This window comes from Saccharothrix obliqua, from assembly GCF_019375475.1.
Classification (GTDB): domain Bacteria; phylum Actinomycetota; class Actinomycetes; order Mycobacteriales; family Pseudonocardiaceae; genus Actinosynnema; species Actinosynnema obliqua.
In genome coordinates this window covers 381,384-396,519 of the sequence record NZ_JAHXGQ010000004.1, presented here as the reverse complement: position 1 = coordinate 396,519, position 15,136 = coordinate 381,384, and the positions used below count along the sequence as shown (strand labels likewise).

The following is a 15,136-nucleotide window of genomic DNA, read 5'->3' as shown; positions in this document are numbered from 1 at the left end:
CGCCATGCACCTCCGTGACCCGCGCCGCTCGCCGTGCCCCTCCGTGCCCCGGCAGCCTCCTCGACGGACCGGTGCGCACCGACAACCCCGGTGTCGCCGGACGTCGCGGCCACGGCGTCCTCGCAACCGCGGCCGGCTCAACGTGCGAATCCGACTGCGGGAAGATGCCCCATGCGCTTACCACCCCTCGGCCGCCGAGCGCGGCGGCTGACGATCATCACCGCCGTGGTGGCCCTGGTGCTGCCGCTGAGCGGGTTCGGGCTGTCCGCGTTGGCCAACTCGCGCACGTTCCAGTTGTTCGGCGACCTCACCGACCGGGTGGAGACCGACGACCGCGTGGTGGCCCTGACGTTCGACGACGGACCCGACCCGGCGGGCACGCGGCCGTTGCTGGACGTGTTGGCGCGTGAGGGCGTTCGCGCCACCTTCTACCTGACGGGCCGCGAACTCGCGGCGCACCCGGCGCTCGGCGCGGCCATCGCGGGCGCGGGCCACGAGATCGGCAACCACTCGTACTCGCACGAGCGGATGGTGTTCGTGTCGCCGGACCGGGTCGCGGAGGAGGTCGAGCGGACCGACGCCCTGATCCGCGCCACCGGCTACGCCGGCGAGATAACCTTCCGCCCGCCCAACGGGAAGAAGCTACTGGCGCTGCCGAAATACCTGGCCGAGCACGGCCGCCGGACGGTCATGTGGGACGTCGAGCCGGACTCCGGGCCGGACCTGCCCGCGAGTGCCGACGAACTCGCCCGCCGCACCGCCGACGAGGTGCGGCCCGGTTCGATCGTGCTCCTGCACGGCATGTACCCGGGGCGGGCGTTGACGAGGGACGCGCTCGGCCCGGCCGTCGAACGCCTGCGGGAGCGCGGTTACCGGTTCGCCACGGTCTCCGAACTGCTCGCCCACCCCGAGACCTGATGTTCCGTCAAGTGCGCGGCCTGTCGACGGCCGTGGTCGTGCTGGTGGCGTTGAGCGTGCTGTCCGACGTCGTGGTCGGCTTCGGCGCGGCGTACGCGGCGAACACCGTCACCGGCTACGTGAACGGCGTGGTCGGCGATGCCGAACTCGACCTCATGACCACTGTGGTGACCGCGATCGAGTACGTCAGCCTCACGTTGTTCATCGCCTCCGCGGTGGTGTTCCTGGTGTGGTTGTGGCGGGTACGGGCGAACGCGGAGTCCGTCAACCACACGTACGGACAACGGGCCGTGCTGTGGGGTTGGCTGCCCGTGGTGCAGTTGTGGGTGCCACGCCGGGTGGTGCTCGACGTGTGGCGGGCCAGCGCCCCGGTCCCGGACCTCTCACGGGCCGCCGTGAACTGGTGGTGGGGCCTGTGGCTCGCGACGCTCGTGCTGAACCGCGTCGTGAGCCGGATGGTCGACCGCGCCGGTTCGGTGGACGACTACCGGAACGTGGCCGTAGCGGTCCTCGTGGTCGCGATGCTGGACGCGGCGGAGGGCGTGCTGCTGGTGGTCGTGGTCCAGCGGATCACCGGTTGGCAGTCGGCGGCCGACTTCCCACCGGCTCCGCACCCCGCGCCGGTCCAACCGGCGGAAGCGCCACCGCGGGTGCTCCCGCCGCCGCCCGCGCCCGACCCGCGCTGGGCGAGGCCGGAGTGATGATCAACGGAACGTAAGGTTGGCGCATGAGGGGATACACGGACGAGGAGAGCCGCACTCTGCGGACCGCGGTGTACGGGGCGATGGTGCTGGTGTCGGTCGCGGAGGAGGGCGCGCTGGACGAGGAGAGCCACGCGGGCATCCGGGCGATGTCCACTTTGCCGCCACGCGTGCGTGAAGCGGTGGCGGCCGGTGCGCCGGAGTTGCCCGCCGGATCGGTGGCGGACGTGGAGCGCGGCGTGCTGGCGGCTCTGCGGGGCTCGATGGCGTTGCTGGGTGAGCGGTCGGCCGACGAGGCGGACGCGTTCGCGCGGGCCGTGGTCGCGATGTGCGAGCGGGTCGCGTCTGCGGACGGCCGGGTCGGTCGGGGCGAGGGCGCGGCGGTCGGCCGGGTGCGGGCGGCACTGGGTCGCTGAGCGCCCGCTCAGGACGACCGGGCGGCGATCAGGGCCGCCACGCCGTCCAGCAGGCGTTGCAGGCCGAACTCGAACTGGTCGCCGGTCCACGGGGCCACCCCCGCCCGCAACACCTCCAGCAACGCCGGGTAGCGGGTGAAGTCGACCAGCTCGCCGAGGACCTCCCGGTCGGTCTCGGCCTGCACCGCCTCCTCCACGTGCAGGCGCGCGAGCCCCCGCACGTAGGCGTCGACCGTCTCCACCACGGCCACCCGCTCCGGCGCGGTCAACCCGGTCCCGTCCAGCACGGACAACGCGGAATCCAGCCACCGCAACATGTTCGGGCCCGGCACGGCGGCGGTGGCGACGAGCTGGAGCAGCCACGGCCGGGCGCGGAACGCGGCCCAGTCGGCGCGGGCCCACGCCTCGGTCTTGGCACGCCAGTCGCCGGGGTGCTCGTGCGGCAGCGGGTCGTCCGCGCCCACCGCGTCCAGCATCAGGGCGGCCAACTCGGCTTTGCCCGGCAGGTACGTGTAGAGCGACGCGGTGCCAACACCGAGCTTGGTCGCGACGCGCCGCATCGACAGCGCCGCGAACCCCTCGGCGTCCACGACCTCGATCGCCGCCGCCACGATGCGCTCCGTGGTGAGACCGCGCTGCGGCCCGCGACCGGGTCGGCGATCACCGGTCCAGAGCAGGCGTAGCGCCTGGTCCTTTGCGTTCATGACGAAACCCAGTATACCGTTCGGAGTAGATCGAACGGTGTTCGGAGTTTGGGGGATCAGGGTGACCACCGCACGTCTCCGGCGGGAGGGCCGGACGTTGTGGGCGGCGATGCTGGTGAACGGGCCGGCCGAACTGCTCGATTTCGTGCTGCCGCTGTGGGCGGGTGTGGCGTTGGGGCTGGGCTCGGCCGAGGTCGGCGTGCTGCTGGCGGTCGAGATGGCGGTGTCGGTGGTCGTCCGGCCGGTCGCCGGCGTGTTGGCCGACCGCTGGGAACGCCGCACCGTCGCCGCCGCCGGTGCGCTGATGTACGCGTTGTCGTGCGTGGGCTACGCGTTGGCGGGCAACGTTTCCGTGGCGTACGTGGCGGCGGCCGTCGGGGGAGCGGGCGGCGCGTTGCTGTGGGTGTCCGTGCGGGCGATCGTCAGCGAACGGCTGCACGAGGACTCCGCGGTGTTCCCCAAGCTGCTCACGGCCGAGGAGACCGGCGCATGGGTGGCGTTCGTCGCCGGGCTGACCGGGCTGAGCCTGGTCGGGTTCACCGGGTTGTTCTGGGCGTGCGCGGCGGCGTGCCTGGTCGGGGCCGGTTTCCTGCTGGCCGCACCCCGTCGCGACGGCGACGCGCGGCGGACCGCCGGCGCGGAGGCCGCCGGGCTGGGCGCGATCGGGCGCAGGCTGCGCCCGGTGCTGTTCGCGGTCGCGATGACGATGGCCGCCGAAGCGGCCGTGTCGTTGCTGCTCCTGCTGCACCTGCAACGCGGGTTCGGGCTGGAGGTCGTGCAGGTCGCGTACGTGTTCCTGCCGGGCGCGATCGCGATGAGCCTCGCGGCCGAGCGGCTGCACCGCTACGTCGTCCGGTTCGGCCGGTCCCGCGTGCTGGTGACCGCCTCGCTGGCCAGTTGCGTGTTCGCGGTCAGCCTGGCGTGGGCGCCGAACCCGTACGTGATCGCCGCGCTGTGGGTGCTCAGCGGCCTGGCGTGGGCGGCGGTCGTGCCGATCCAGCAGGCGGTGGTCGCCGAGGCGTCCGGCGCGCAGGCCGGGCGCGGCATGGGTGTCTACGAGTCGGCGTGCCTGGTCGGCGCGATGGTGGGCAGCCTGGTCGCGGGCGCGTTGTACGACGGGGCGAACTGGTCCGTCGCCTGCCTGGTGGCGGGCGCGATGATCCTCGCGGGCGCGGTGGTCGTACCGCGCGCGGTGCGCCGCCTGGGCGTGGCGGACGTCCCGCCGCCCGCCCCGGAGATCCCGGCGGTGGAGGAGGTGCGGACTCCCGAGCGCGTGCCGGTGGCCGCGCCCGCCAAGGAAACCGAGGGCCGGCCACTGGTGAACCTGGGTCGGCACGCGGGGTTGTTCGCGGCCGTGCAGGCGGGCCTCGCGTTCGTGGACCTGTCGTGGGTGTGGGACCTGCTGACGCGTGACCTCGGGACGGTGCTCCTCGGGCAGGTGCCGCGTGAGGGCGTCGGCGCGTTCGTCTACGGCGCGGGTCGCGTCTGGGCGGTGGTGTTGCTCGTGGACGTCGTGTGGACCGGGTGGCGGGTGCTGCGCGACCGGGCGAAACCCTGACCTCAGCCGGAAACCACGCGCTCGCCGTACGCGCGGGCGGGTTCCTCCAGGCGGTCCTGGAGGGCGAAGAACAGGTCGGCGGCGCGGATGCCGATCCAGTCCGCGGGCAGCAGCTCCTCGGGCAGGCCGGGGTCCAGGTAGGGCAGCCGCCGCCAGTCGGTCAGCAGCCGCAGGTAGTCCGCGAACGCCGCGCGCTCGTCCACCGCACGCGCGTGCCGCCACCGCTCCCGGACGGGGTCGTGCTCGGTGAGGAACGCCGAGTACAGGGCCGCCAACCCGGCCAGGTCCCACCAGCGGCCCACCTTCGCGGCCAGGTCGCCGAACGCCAGGTGGTCGGCGCGGAACAGCTCCGCGTACCCGTGCAGGCCCTGGCTGCGCAGGACGTCCGCGGTCGGCTCGTGCAGGTGCGCGGGCGCGATCCACACGCCGGGCGCGGCGGTGCCGAAGCCCAGCCTGCTCAGCTGGGACCGCAGCAGGTGCCGCTTGTCCCGCTCGGACTCCGGCACGGAGAACACGGCGAGCAGCCAGCCCTCGGCCGGGGTCGCGCGCTTGCGGCGGAAGATGCGGTGGTCGCCCTCGCGCAGGATCGCCAGCCCGGCGGGGGACAGGGCGTAACCCGCCGCGCCGTCCCGCCGCTGCGCCTGGAGCACGTCGCGCCGCTTGAGGCGGGAGATGGACGACCGCACGGCCGGTTCCTCCACGCCGAGTTCGCCGAGCAGCGCCACCACCGAGGCCACCGACAGCCAACCGCCGTGGTCGCGGGAGAACAGCCCGTACAGCGTCACGATGAGCTGACGGGGCTGTGGCGCCCGGGGATAGCCCTCCCCGTCGGCGAACCCGACCCCGTCCGAACCGCTCGTCACGGCGTCACGGTAGCAGTGCGCCACCTCGCCCGACCTCGTGCCGCGCCGCCGCGCGGACCCGTTCACGCAGCTTGAACCGCTGCACCTTCCCGCTGGGCGTCTTGGGCAGCTCGGCCACGAAGTCCACCCGCCGCGGGTACTTGTACGGCGCGATCACCGCTTTCACGAACGCCTGGAGTTCGGCGACCTTCTCCGGCCCGGCCGCCACGCCCTCGCGCAGCACCACGAACGCGTGCGCCACGGAGCCCCGGTCCGCGTCGGGCGCGGCGACCACGGCGGTCTCCGCGACGTCCGGGTGGTCCAGCAGCACCGCCTCCACCTCGGGACCGGCGATGTTGTAACCGGCCGAGACGATCATGTCGTCGCTGCGCGCCTGGAACCAGAAGTAGCCGTCGGCGTCACGCAGGTAGGTGTCGCCGGTGAGGTTCCAGCCGTCCCGCACGTAGTCGGCCTGACGGGCGTCGGCGAGGTAGCGGCAGCCGGTCGGCCCGCGCACGGCGAGCCGGCCGGGCGTGCCGTCCGGCACCGGTGCGCCGTCGTCGTCCAGCACGGCCGCGCGGTAGCCGGGCACCACGCGCCCGGTCGCGCCCGGCCGGATGTCGTCGTCGGCGGAGGCGATGAAGATGTGCAGCAACTCGGTCCCGCCGATGCCGTTGATGATGCGCAGCCCGGTGGCCCGGTGGAACAGCTCCCACGTGGTCGCGGGCAGGTGCTCGCCCGCCGACACGCAACGCCGGAGTCCCCTGAGCGACACCGCTTTCCCGGCGGCGAGCATCGCCTTGTACGCGGTGGGCGCGGTGAACAACACCGTCACGCCGTGCTCGGCCACCACGTCCGCGAGTTCGCCGGGTGTGGCGCGCTCGACCAGGAACGCCGACGCGCCGAACCGCAGCGGGAACACCACCAGCCCGCCGAGGCCGAACGTGAAGCCGATGGGCGGTGTGCCCGCGAAGACGTCGTCGGGCTCGGGTTTGAGCACGTGCCGGGCGAACGTGTCGGCCGACGCGAGCACGTCCCGGTGGTAGTGCATGGTGGCCTTGGGCCGGCCGGTCGTGCCGGAGGTCGGCGCGAGCAGCACCACGTCGTCGGCCGCGGTGTCGACGCTCGCGAAGGAGTCCGCTTTGGACGCCGAGCGCGCGACCAGGTCGTCCGGCGCGTCACCGCCGTAACGCAGGTGCGGTACGCCAGGGGGCAGGTCGTCGGCGAACCGGTGGTCGGCGAGCACCAGCGCGGGCCGGGTGATCCCGACCAGCTCGGTGATCTCCCGGACGCGCAGCAGCGGCATCGCGGTGACCGCCACGAGGCCCGCCTTCACGATCGCCAGCCACGCCGCGACCGTCCACGGGTTGTTCGGCCCGCGCAGCAGCACCCGGTTGCCGGGCACCAGGCCGAGGTCGTCCACCAGCACGTGGGCGATCCGGTTGCTGTGGGCGGACAACTCGCCGTAGGTCCACGTGCCGCCGGTGGTGCGCAGGCACGGCCGGTCCGCGCCGAACCGGTGGATCGCGCCCGCCAGCAGCACGTCCGCGCAGTTGAGCCGGTCCGGGTACCGCAGCTCGGGCAGGTCGAAGAGGAACTCGGGCTGCTGCTCGACCGGCGGGAGGTGGTCGTGGCAGAACGTGTCGACGTGCGCCGATCCGGGCATCAGCGACGCTCCTTCGCGGGCCGTGTGCGCGTGGTGCGGCAGGACCTCATCGGACGTCCACCACCGGGTTGCGCAGCGTGCCGATGCCCTCCACGGTGGCCTCCACGACATCGCCCGGCCACAGCCACTCCCGCGGCACGCGTCCCGCGCCGACACCGGCGGGCGTGCCGGTGGCGATCACGTCGCCGGGTTCCAGGGTGATGCCCGCGCTGATGTCGGCGATCAGCTCGGGGATGCGGAACAACATGTACCGGGTGTTGGACTTCTGCTTCACCACGCCGTTCACGCTCAGTTCGAGGTCCAGGGCGTGCGGCCGGGGCACTTCGTCGGCGGTGCGCACGGCCGGTCCGAACGGCGCGTACGTGTCCTGGCCCTTGGCGTAGAACCAGAGGCCGCCGCGCCGCTGGTCGCGGGCGCTGATGTCGTTGAGGACGCTGTAGCCGAACACGTGGGCCAACGCGTGCTCCGGCGGCACCCGCTTGGCGGTGCGCCCGATCACCACCGCCAGCTCGCACTCCCAGTCCAGTTGCCGGGTGAGGTGACCGTTGTGCTCGATGGGCTCCTCGGGTCCGATCACGGCCGTGGTCGGTTTGGCGAACAGCACCGGCCGGCGCGGCAGCTCGCCCGCCGTGTCCAGGGCGCGGGCCGACTCGGCGACGTGCTCCGTGTAGTTCAGCCCGACCGCGACGATCTTGCCCGGCCGGAACGGGGCACGCAGCGCGACCCGGTCCAGCGGGTGCACCGCGTGGTCGGGGACCGGGCCGGAAAGCACGTCGGCCACGGCGTCGGCGGCGTTGTCGCGCACCACGTCCCAGAGCGTGCCCGGCCCGCCGAGCACGCCGACGTCCACGACGTCGGACTCCCGTCGCACGCCGAGGCGGGCGCGGTCGTCGTCCACGGAGAAGGTGACCAGCAGCACGGGTCCTCCGTCCTGGCTCAGGCGACCGGCTGGTGGCCGTCGTGGTCCGGGTAGGGCTCCTCGCGGAAGAAGCCGAGTGCGCGCATCACCGGGAAGTCGTTGAACGAGAACAGGCACGCGTCGTCGGAGCGGCTGGCGTTGGCGTGCTCGTGCCACGCCCACGACGGGACGCAGAAGATGTCGCCCTCGGTCCAGTCGATGCGTTGTCCGGCGACGATGGACGTGCCGCTGCCCTTGGCCGCCGTGTAGACCTTGGAACCGACCTGGCGGTGTGCGAGCGTGGCCTCGCCGGGCCGCAGCAACTGCATGTGTGCGCTCATGGTCGGCATGACGGAACCGCCGGTCAACGGGTTGCTGTACTCCATGATGATGCCGTCGTACGGCGAGCCGTCGGTGGCTCGGGCCGCGTTGAGCAGTGCTTCGTACGTCGGTTCCCAGGGGTAGGCGAGCAGTGGTGAGTGGTTCTTGTGCCACGTGTCGCCGAACGGCCGCAGTTGTCCCGCGCCGTAGACGTGCAGGGAGGAGTTCGTGATGCCCTCCTGCTTCTGGTAGACGTCCGGGTGCACCTCGTAGAACCCGGCGTCCATGGCGTTGACCAGCGGGATGTCCAGGCCGTCCTGCCAGATGACGGGTCCGTCGTCGCCTTCGTTGCCGTGCTCGTGCCACGTCCAGTTGGGCGTGATGGCGAAATCACGCGGCCCGACCTTGAGCTTCTGCCCGTCCACGACGGTCCACGCGCCGGTGCCCTCGATGACGAACCGGAGCGCCGCGGCCTGGTGGCGGTGCGCGGTCATCGACTCGCCGGGGCCCATCACCTGGAGGCCGCTGTAGAGCAGGCCGACCGTCGCGGCGACGTCGCGTCGCAGCGGGTTGTAGAGGGCGACCACGCGGCGGCCCGCGTCGTCGCCGCTGACCAGGCGCAGTGCTTCCAGGACGAGGGGGCGCAGCTCCCGGTAGCCCCACTTCACCGGCACGGACCGGGGTCGCGGGTACCAGGGCTCGATCTCGTTCGCCACGGTCCACAGCGCGCCCGCGTCGTGGCGCGCCAGCCGCTCGTAGTAGGCACGCAGGTCGGCGTTGTCGGTCACGCGGGCCCGGCCAAGCACGTCATCGCCGTAGGTGGTCATGGCAGCTCCTCGCCGCATCCCTCGCGATATTTCGTTGTCTTGACGAGCGTCAACATCTCGCAATACCGTTCGCCGTGTCAAGAGTGCGGGAGGAGCGGTCATGGCGACACCCGACCCCCGTTCCGGGGTGACGATCGAACGGCGCGTCGAGTGGTACGACACCGACGCCGCCGGCCACCAGCACCACTCCGCCGTGCTGCGCTGGGTGGAGCAGGCCGAGGCGGAACTGCTGCGCGGCCTCGGGCTCGCCGGGTTGTTCGGCCGCACCCCGCGGGTCCGGCACGAGGTCAACTACCGGAGCCGCCTGCGGTTCGGCGAGGTCGTGCGCACCAGCCTGCGCGTGGTGGACCTCGGCCGGACCTCGCTGCGTTACGAGTTCGCCGTGCGCGGTGCCACCGGTCCGGCCGCCGACGGCGTGCTGGTCGTCGCGCACGCCGAGCCCGACGCGCCCGGTGCGACGCCCTGGTCCGACGACGTGCGGGCGTTGCTGGGAGCGGGTGGCCGGTGAGGATCGCGGTCGTCGGCGGCGGACCGGGCGGGCTGTACTTCGCCGCGTTGGCCAAGCAGTCCGACTCGACGCACGAGATCACCGTGTGGGAGCGCAACGCCGCCGACGACACGTTCGGTTTCGGCGTCGTGCTCTCCGACGAGACCGTGGACGGCATCACCGGCGCGGACCCGGTGGTGGCCGCCGCGCTGGAGGCGGAGTTCGTCCGCTGGAGCGATGTCGAGGTCCACTACCGCGGGTCGGTGCGGACCTCCGGCGGGCACGGTTTCGCCGCCGTCGAGCGCGAGCGGCTGCTGCGGCTGCTCCAGGACCGCTGCGCCGGGCTCGGCGTCGACCTGCGGTTCGCCGCGGTCGCGCCCGACGTGGACCGGCTGCGGCGCGACCACGACCTGGTGGTGGCGGCGGACGGGGTGCACTCGGCGATCCGCGCCAAGCACGCCGACGTGTTCCGGCCGTCCCTGGACGAACGCGGCTGCCGGTACATGTGGCTCGCCCTCGACCGCGCGCTGCCCGCCTTCACGTTCATCGTGCACGAGACCCGGTTCGGGCCGGTCCAGGTGCACGCCTACCCGTTCCGCGCCGACCGCAGCACGTTCATCGTCGAGCTGACCGAACGGGTCTGGCGCGCCGCCGGTTTCGCCGGTGCCGCCGCCGACCCGCCGCCGGGCCGCAGCGACGACGCGGGCGTGGCCCGGTGCGCGGAGCTGCTGGCCGACCACCTGGGCGGCGACCGCCTGCTGACGAACAACTCCCGGTGGGTCCGGTTCACCACCGTCCGCAACGCGACCTGGCGGCACGGCAACGTGGTGCTGCTCGGCGACGCCGCCCACACCGCCCACTTCTCCATCGGCTCCGGCACCAAGCTCGCGATGGAGGACGCGGCGGCGCTCGCCGCCGCGCTCGGCGACCTCACCGACCTGCGCACGGCCCTCGACCGGTACGAGGCCGAACGCCGACCCGTGGTCGAGTCCACCCAACGCGCGGCGCAGGCCAGCCTGGAGTGGTTCGAGGACATCGAGCACGCCGTGGGCCAGGAACCGGAGCAGTTCGCGTTCAACCTGCTCACCCGCAGCCGCCGCGTCACCTACGACAACCTGCGCCGACGCGACCCGGCCCACGTCGCCGCCCTGGACCGCTGGTTCGCCGCCGGGCGGGGCGCACCCGGGCCGCCGCTGTTCCAGCCGTTCCGGCTCGGCGGGCTGGAGCTGCGCAACCGGGTGGTGACCGCGCCCGTCGCGGTGTACGGGGCGGTGGACGGCGTGCCGGGCGACGCGGAACTGCTGCACCTGACCGGCAAGGCCGTGGGCGGCAGCGGGCTGGTGCTCACCGGCATGACCGCGGTCAGCGCCCACGGCCGCGTCACACCGGCGTGCCCCGGCCTCTACGCGGACGAGCACGTGGCCGCGTGGCGGCGCATCACGGACCTCGTGCACCGCAACACCGGCTCGGCGATCGGCGTGCAGCTCAACCACGCCGGCCGCAAGGGCGCGACCGGCGTCCCGGACGGGGGACCGCTGGGCCGCCCGCTGCCGGGCGGGTGGCCGACCGTCGCGCCGTCTCCGGTCGCGTACCGGGGCCTGCCCGTGCCACGCGAGCTGACCGCGTCCGAGCTGACCGCGTTGGCCGAGGACTTCGCCGCCGCGGCGGCCCGCGCCGACGCCGCCGGTTTCGACGTGCTGGAAGTCCAAGCGGGGCACGGCTTCCTGCTGTCGCAGTTCCTGTCACCGCTGACCAACCACCGCGCCGACCGCTGCGGCGGCGACCTCGCGGGCCGCCTGCGGTTCCCGCTGCTGGTGCTCGACGCCGTCCGCGCGGTCTGGCGGAAACCGCTGCTGGCGCGGATCTCCGCGGTCGACTGGGCGCCCGGCGGCACGACCGTCGAGGACGCCGTCCGGATCGCCGCGGCGTTCGCCGAGCACGGCGTGGACGCGGTCGACGTGTCCAGCGGCGAGGTCGTGCGGCACGAGCGCCCGGCCCGCGGGCGTGGCTACCAGACCCCGTTCGCGGCACGCGTCCGGTCGGCGACCGGCGTGCCGACGATCGCGGTGGGCGGGATCTCCGGCCACGACGACGCCAACTCCGTGTTGCTCGCCGGTCGCGCGGACCTGGTCGCCGTCGGTCGCGCCCAGCTGCACGACCCGGCGTGGGCGCTGCACGCCGCCGCCGACCTCGGCTACACCGGTCCGGGCGCGCACTGGCCCGCGTTCCACGCCGCCGGCCGGGTACGACCACCGGCCACGCACCGGCCATAGGAGCGATCGTGGACTTCCCGCGCTTCACCGCCGCCGCCGTGCAGGCGTCGCCGGTCTACCTCGACCCCGCGGCCACCGTCGCCAAGGCCGCGTCGATCATCCACGAGGCCGCCGACCGCGGCGCGTCGCTGGTGGTGTTCCCGGAGGTGTTCGTCGCCGGCTACCCGTACTGGAACTGGACGATGAGCCCCGTCGCCGGTTCCGCGCTGTACGAACGCCTCTACCGGGCCTCGGTGGACGTCCCGGGACCACACGTGGACGTGCTGCGCGCCGCTGCGGCGACCACCGGCGTCACGGTCGTCATCGGCGTGAACGAGCGCGGCAAGCACAGCTTGGGCGTGCTCTACAACAGCGTCCTGACCATCGGGCCGGACGGCTCGGTGATCGGCCTGCACCGCAAGCTCATGCCGACGTGGGCGGAAAAGCTCACCTGGACACCGGGCGACGGCAGCACGGTCCTTGTGCACCGCACTCCGGTCGGCCCGCTCGGTGTGCTGGCGTGCGGCGAGAACACCAACACGCTCGCCCGGTTCTCGTTGCTGGCACAGGGAGAACTGGTGCACGCCGCGAACTACGCCGCGCTGCCCGTGGCGCCCGCCGACTACGACATGGCGCAGGCCATCGCGATCCGCTCGGCCGCGCACGCGTTCGAGGGCAAGCTGTTCTCGGTCGTGTCCTGCTCCACCATCACCGACGAGATGGTGGAGGTCGCGGCGGCGGGGGACGAGGAGGTCGCGCGGCGGATGCGCCGGCCGCGTTCCGCGTTGTCCGGGATCTTCGGCCCGGACGGCAACCCGGTCACCGAACCGCTGGTGGACGTGGACGGCGTCGTCTTCGCGGAGGTCGACCTCGCGCGCTGCATCCAGCCCAAGCAGATGCACGACATCATCGGCCACTACAACCGGTTCGACGTGTTCCGCCTGCACCACCACACGGCACCCACCACACCCCTGGTCCGCGAGCCGGACGACGTGCCCGACCCGGTCGTCGGCCCGTGGTCGCCGAACGGCGGTTGAGGTCCGCTGTTGCCCGCTCGGCCGATCCCGCTGATAGTGATCGCCGTGAACCTCGCCGACCTGTACCGCGACCTCCACCAGCACCCCGAACTCGGGTTCGCCGAGACGCGCACCGCGGCCATCGCCGCGCGCGAGCTGCGCGCCGCGGGCTTCGAGACCGCGGAGGGGGTGGGTGTCACCGGCGTCGTGGGCGTGCTGCGCAACGGCGACGGGCCCACCGCCCTGCTGCGGGCCGACATGGACGGCCTGCCGATGGCCGAGCGGACCGGCCTGCCCTACGCGAGCACCGCCACCGCCGACCGCGACGGCGAGCGGGTGCCGGTGGCGCACGCGTGCGGTCACGACGTGCACGTCACGTGCCTGGTCGGCGCGGCGCGGGAACTCGCGGCGACCCGCGACACGTGGCGGGGCGCGGTGCTCGCCGTCTTCCAGCCGGCCGAGGAGCTGGGCGGTGGCGCGCAGGGCATGGTCGACGACGGCCTGTTCGAGCGGTTCGGCACCCCGGACGTGGTGCTTGGCCAGCACGTGGCCCCGCTGCCGGCCGGGATGATCGGGCTGCGGCCCGGTCCGGCGTTCGCGGCGGCCGACACGCTTCGGGTGACGCTGTACGGGGAGGGTGGCCACGGTTCGCGCCCGGAGTCGGCGGTGGACCCGGTGGTGATGGCGGCGGCGACCGTGCTGCGGCTGCAAACCGTGGTGTCGCGCGAGGTGTCGGGCCTGGACACGGCCGTGGTGACGGTCGGCGCGATCCGCGCGGGCACGGTCGCCAACATCATCCCGGACGAGGCGGAGCTGCTGCTCAGCGTGCGCACCTACGAGCCGGCCGTGCGGGAACGGGTGCTCGCGGCGGTCGAGCGGGTCGTGCGGGCGGAGGCGGCGGCGTCCGGCGCCGCTCGCGAACCGGAGATCGTGCGGCTGACCGGTTACCCGGCCGTGCGCAACGACCCGGACGCGGCGGCCCGCACGGGGGCGGCGCTGGCCGGGGTCGCCCGCGTGGTCGACCCCGGCCAGGTGACCGGCAGCGAGGACGTGGGCGTGTTCGCGACCGCGGCGGGCGTGCCGCTGGTGTACTGGCTGCTCGGCGGCGCGGACCCGGCGGCGTTCGCGGGCGCGGGCACGCCCGGCACGCTGCGCGAGCTGGCGGCCGTGCTGCCCGCCAACCACTCCCCGAAGTACGCGCCGGTGATCAGCCCGACGCTGGACGTCGGCGTGGCGGCGCTGGTGTCGGCGGCCCGCGCCTGGCTGCCGGTTTGACCTTGACCCGGGGGCAGGCCGCACGGTGGTGGCACCGGGCGGTCCCGCCCGGCGGGGGAGGGGTGGGGTCGTGGAGCTGACCATCGGCGAGTTCGCGCGGGCGTCCAGGTTGACGCCCAAGGCGTTGCGGCTCTACGACGAACTCGGCCTGCTGACGCCCGCCCGGACCGATCCGCGGTCCGGGTACCGGTTCTACTCGCCCGCTCAGCTCGACCAGGCACGCCTGGTGGCGTGGCTGCGCCGGCTGGGGATGCCGCTGGCCCGCATCCGGCAGGTGTGCGCGTTGTCCCGCGCGGACGCCGCGGCCGAGGTGCGGGCCTACTGGGCGGGCGTGGAGGCGGACACCGCCACGCGCCGCGACCTCGCCTCCTTCCTCGTGGCACAGCTCTCCGAACGGGAGAACACCACCATGACGCTTGCTTTGCGCTACGCGCTGCGCACCGACCGCGGTCTGGTCCGCGAGTCGAACCAGGACCGCGGTTACGCGGGTGACCGGCTGCTCGCCGTGGCGGACGGCTTCGGCTCGCGGGGCGAACCCGCGAGCGCGTCGGCGATCGACGCCTTGAGCGCCCTGGACGGCGTGATCCCGGCGGGCGAGCTGCTCAACGCGCTCGCGGACGCCGTGCACCGGGCCGGGACGGCGGTGGCCGACGTCGTCGCGGCGAACCGGGACGACGGGTGCAGCGGCACGACGTTGACCGCCCTGGTGCTGTCCGGTTCCCGGCTGGGCCTGGTGCACGTCGGCGACGCGCGGGTGTACCTGCTGCGTGGCGGCGAGCTGTTCCGCATCACCCACGACCACACCGCGGTGCAGAGCCTGGTGGACGAGGGTCGGTTGACCGAGGAGGAGGCGGTGAGCCACCCGCGGCGGTCGTTGCTGGTGCGTGCGTTGAACGGCCGCGACGTGCGGCCGGACCTGGCGCTGCACGACGCGTTGCCCGGCGACCGGTACCTGCTGTGCACCGACGGCCTGCACACCGTGGTGCCGCGGGAGGAACTGGCCGCGGTGCTGCGCGAGGTGGTCGAGCCGGAGGACGCGGTGGAGCGGCTGGTCGAGTCGGCCAACGAACGCGGCGGGCCGGACAACGTGGTCTGCGTGGTGGCCGACGTGGTGACCGGTCCGCAGATCTGACGCAGGGTAGCTGATCCACTCCTCGGTGTGCACCGGATCGTGATCTATTAGACACTCCGTGATTGGACATGGACGGAGCGTGCATTTCGGGCAGACAAACGGGTGGGTCGGGGTGTTTCATCT

At 73.4% G+C, this 15,136-nt stretch carries 14 protein-coding genes; 9 read left to right on the top strand and 5 right to left on the bottom strand.

Translation table 11 applies throughout. The features are described 5' to 3' along the window. Positions 1–171 precede the first annotated feature (171 nt). From KZQ38_RS15135 to KZQ38_RS15125, 3 genes are read left to right on the top strand one after another with little or no spacing between them, the layout of a single operon-like run. The gene (locus KZQ38_RS15135; RefSeq protein ID WP_219442500.1) at positions 172–918 is read left to right on the top strand and encodes a polysaccharide deacetylase family protein; all 747 of its coding nucleotides are present in this window, start codon (positions 172–174) and stop codon (positions 916–918) included. Next, positions 918–1,619: a DUF4328 domain-containing protein gene (locus tag KZQ38_RS15130; RefSeq protein WP_219442498.1), complete on the top strand. Its 702-nt coding sequence runs from the start codon at positions 918–920 to the stop codon at positions 1,617–1,619. Before KZQ38_RS15135 ends, KZQ38_RS15130 begins: the two co-directional genes overlap by 1 nt. 26 nt (positions 1,620–1,645) lie before the next feature. Then, positions 1,646–2,035 carry a hypothetical protein gene (locus tag KZQ38_RS15125; RefSeq protein ID WP_219442496.1) on the top strand — a complete coding sequence of 130 codons (390 nt, stop codon included), beginning with the start codon at positions 1,646–1,648 and terminating at the stop codon, positions 2,033–2,035. An 8-nt stretch (positions 2,036–2,043) separates the two neighbouring features. Here the strand turns inward: KZQ38_RS15125 and KZQ38_RS15120 are convergent, their stop codons facing one another. Next, complete coding sequence (locus KZQ38_RS15120; RefSeq protein ID WP_219442494.1) at positions 2,044–2,739, bottom strand: TetR/AcrR family transcriptional regulator; 696 nt, start codon at positions 2,737–2,739, stop codon at positions 2,044–2,046. Between the two features lie 61 nt (positions 2,740–2,800). Here KZQ38_RS15120 and KZQ38_RS15115 point away from each other — a divergent pair, with 61 nt between their 5' ends. Then, positions 2,801–4,297 (top strand): MFS transporter, encoded by a 1,497-nt coding sequence (locus KZQ38_RS15115; protein ID WP_308258411.1) that lies wholly within the window; start codon positions 2,801–2,803, stop codon positions 4,295–4,297. A gap of 2 nt (positions 4,298–4,299) precedes the next feature. Here the strand turns inward: KZQ38_RS15115 and KZQ38_RS15110 are convergent, their stop codons facing one another. From KZQ38_RS15110 to KZQ38_RS15095, 4 genes are read right to left on the bottom strand one after another with little or no spacing between them, the layout of a single operon-like run. Continuing rightward, entirely contained in the window at positions 4,300–5,160 is an 861-nt protein-coding gene (locus KZQ38_RS15110) for a PaaX family transcriptional regulator (protein WP_219442490.1), read from the bottom strand. A gap of 4 nt (positions 5,161–5,164) precedes the next feature. Continuing rightward, positions 5,165–6,805: an AMP-binding protein gene (locus KZQ38_RS15105; protein ID WP_219442488.1), complete on the bottom strand. Its 1,641-nt coding sequence runs from the start codon at positions 6,803–6,805 to the stop codon at positions 5,165–5,167. 46 nt (positions 6,806–6,851) lie between these two features. Next, complete coding sequence (locus tag KZQ38_RS15100; RefSeq protein ID WP_219442486.1) at positions 6,852–7,724, bottom strand: fumarylacetoacetate hydrolase family protein; 873 nt, start codon at positions 7,722–7,724, stop codon at positions 6,852–6,854. 17 nt (positions 7,725–7,741) lie between these two features. Further along, positions 7,742–8,851: a cupin domain-containing protein gene (locus KZQ38_RS15095; RefSeq protein WP_219442484.1), complete on the bottom strand. Its 1,110-nt coding sequence runs from the start codon at positions 8,849–8,851 to the stop codon at positions 7,742–7,744. Between the two features lie 100 nt (positions 8,852–8,951). On the opposite strand from KZQ38_RS15095, the gene KZQ38_RS15090 reads away from it, so the two are divergent. From KZQ38_RS15090 to KZQ38_RS15070, 5 genes are all read left to right on the top strand, one after another. Further along, complete coding sequence (locus tag KZQ38_RS15090; protein ID WP_219442481.1) at positions 8,952–9,359, top strand: acyl-CoA thioesterase; 408 nt, start codon at positions 8,952–8,954, stop codon at positions 9,357–9,359. After that, entirely contained in the window at positions 9,356–11,611 is a 2,256-nt protein-coding gene (locus tag KZQ38_RS15085) for an oxidoreductase (RefSeq protein WP_219442479.1), read from the top strand. The genes KZQ38_RS15090 and KZQ38_RS15085 overlap by 4 nt, the downstream gene beginning before the upstream one ends. A gap of 8 nt (positions 11,612–11,619) precedes the next feature. Continuing rightward, positions 11,620–12,627, top strand: a complete 1,008-nt coding sequence (locus KZQ38_RS15080) for a carbon-nitrogen hydrolase family protein (RefSeq protein ID WP_308258410.1) — start codon at positions 11,620–11,622, stop codon at positions 12,625–12,627. Positions 12,628–12,672: 45 nt separating this feature from the next. Further along, positions 12,673–13,881: an amidohydrolase gene (locus KZQ38_RS15075; protein ID WP_219442477.1), complete on the top strand. Its 1,209-nt coding sequence runs from the start codon at positions 12,673–12,675 to the stop codon at positions 13,879–13,881. Between the two features lie 70 nt (positions 13,882–13,951). After that, positions 13,952–15,013 (top strand): MerR family transcriptional regulator, encoded by a 1,062-nt coding sequence (locus KZQ38_RS15070; RefSeq protein WP_308258409.1) that lies wholly within the window; start codon positions 13,952–13,954, stop codon positions 15,011–15,013. The last annotated feature ends 123 nt before the right edge of the window (positions 15,014–15,136 follow it).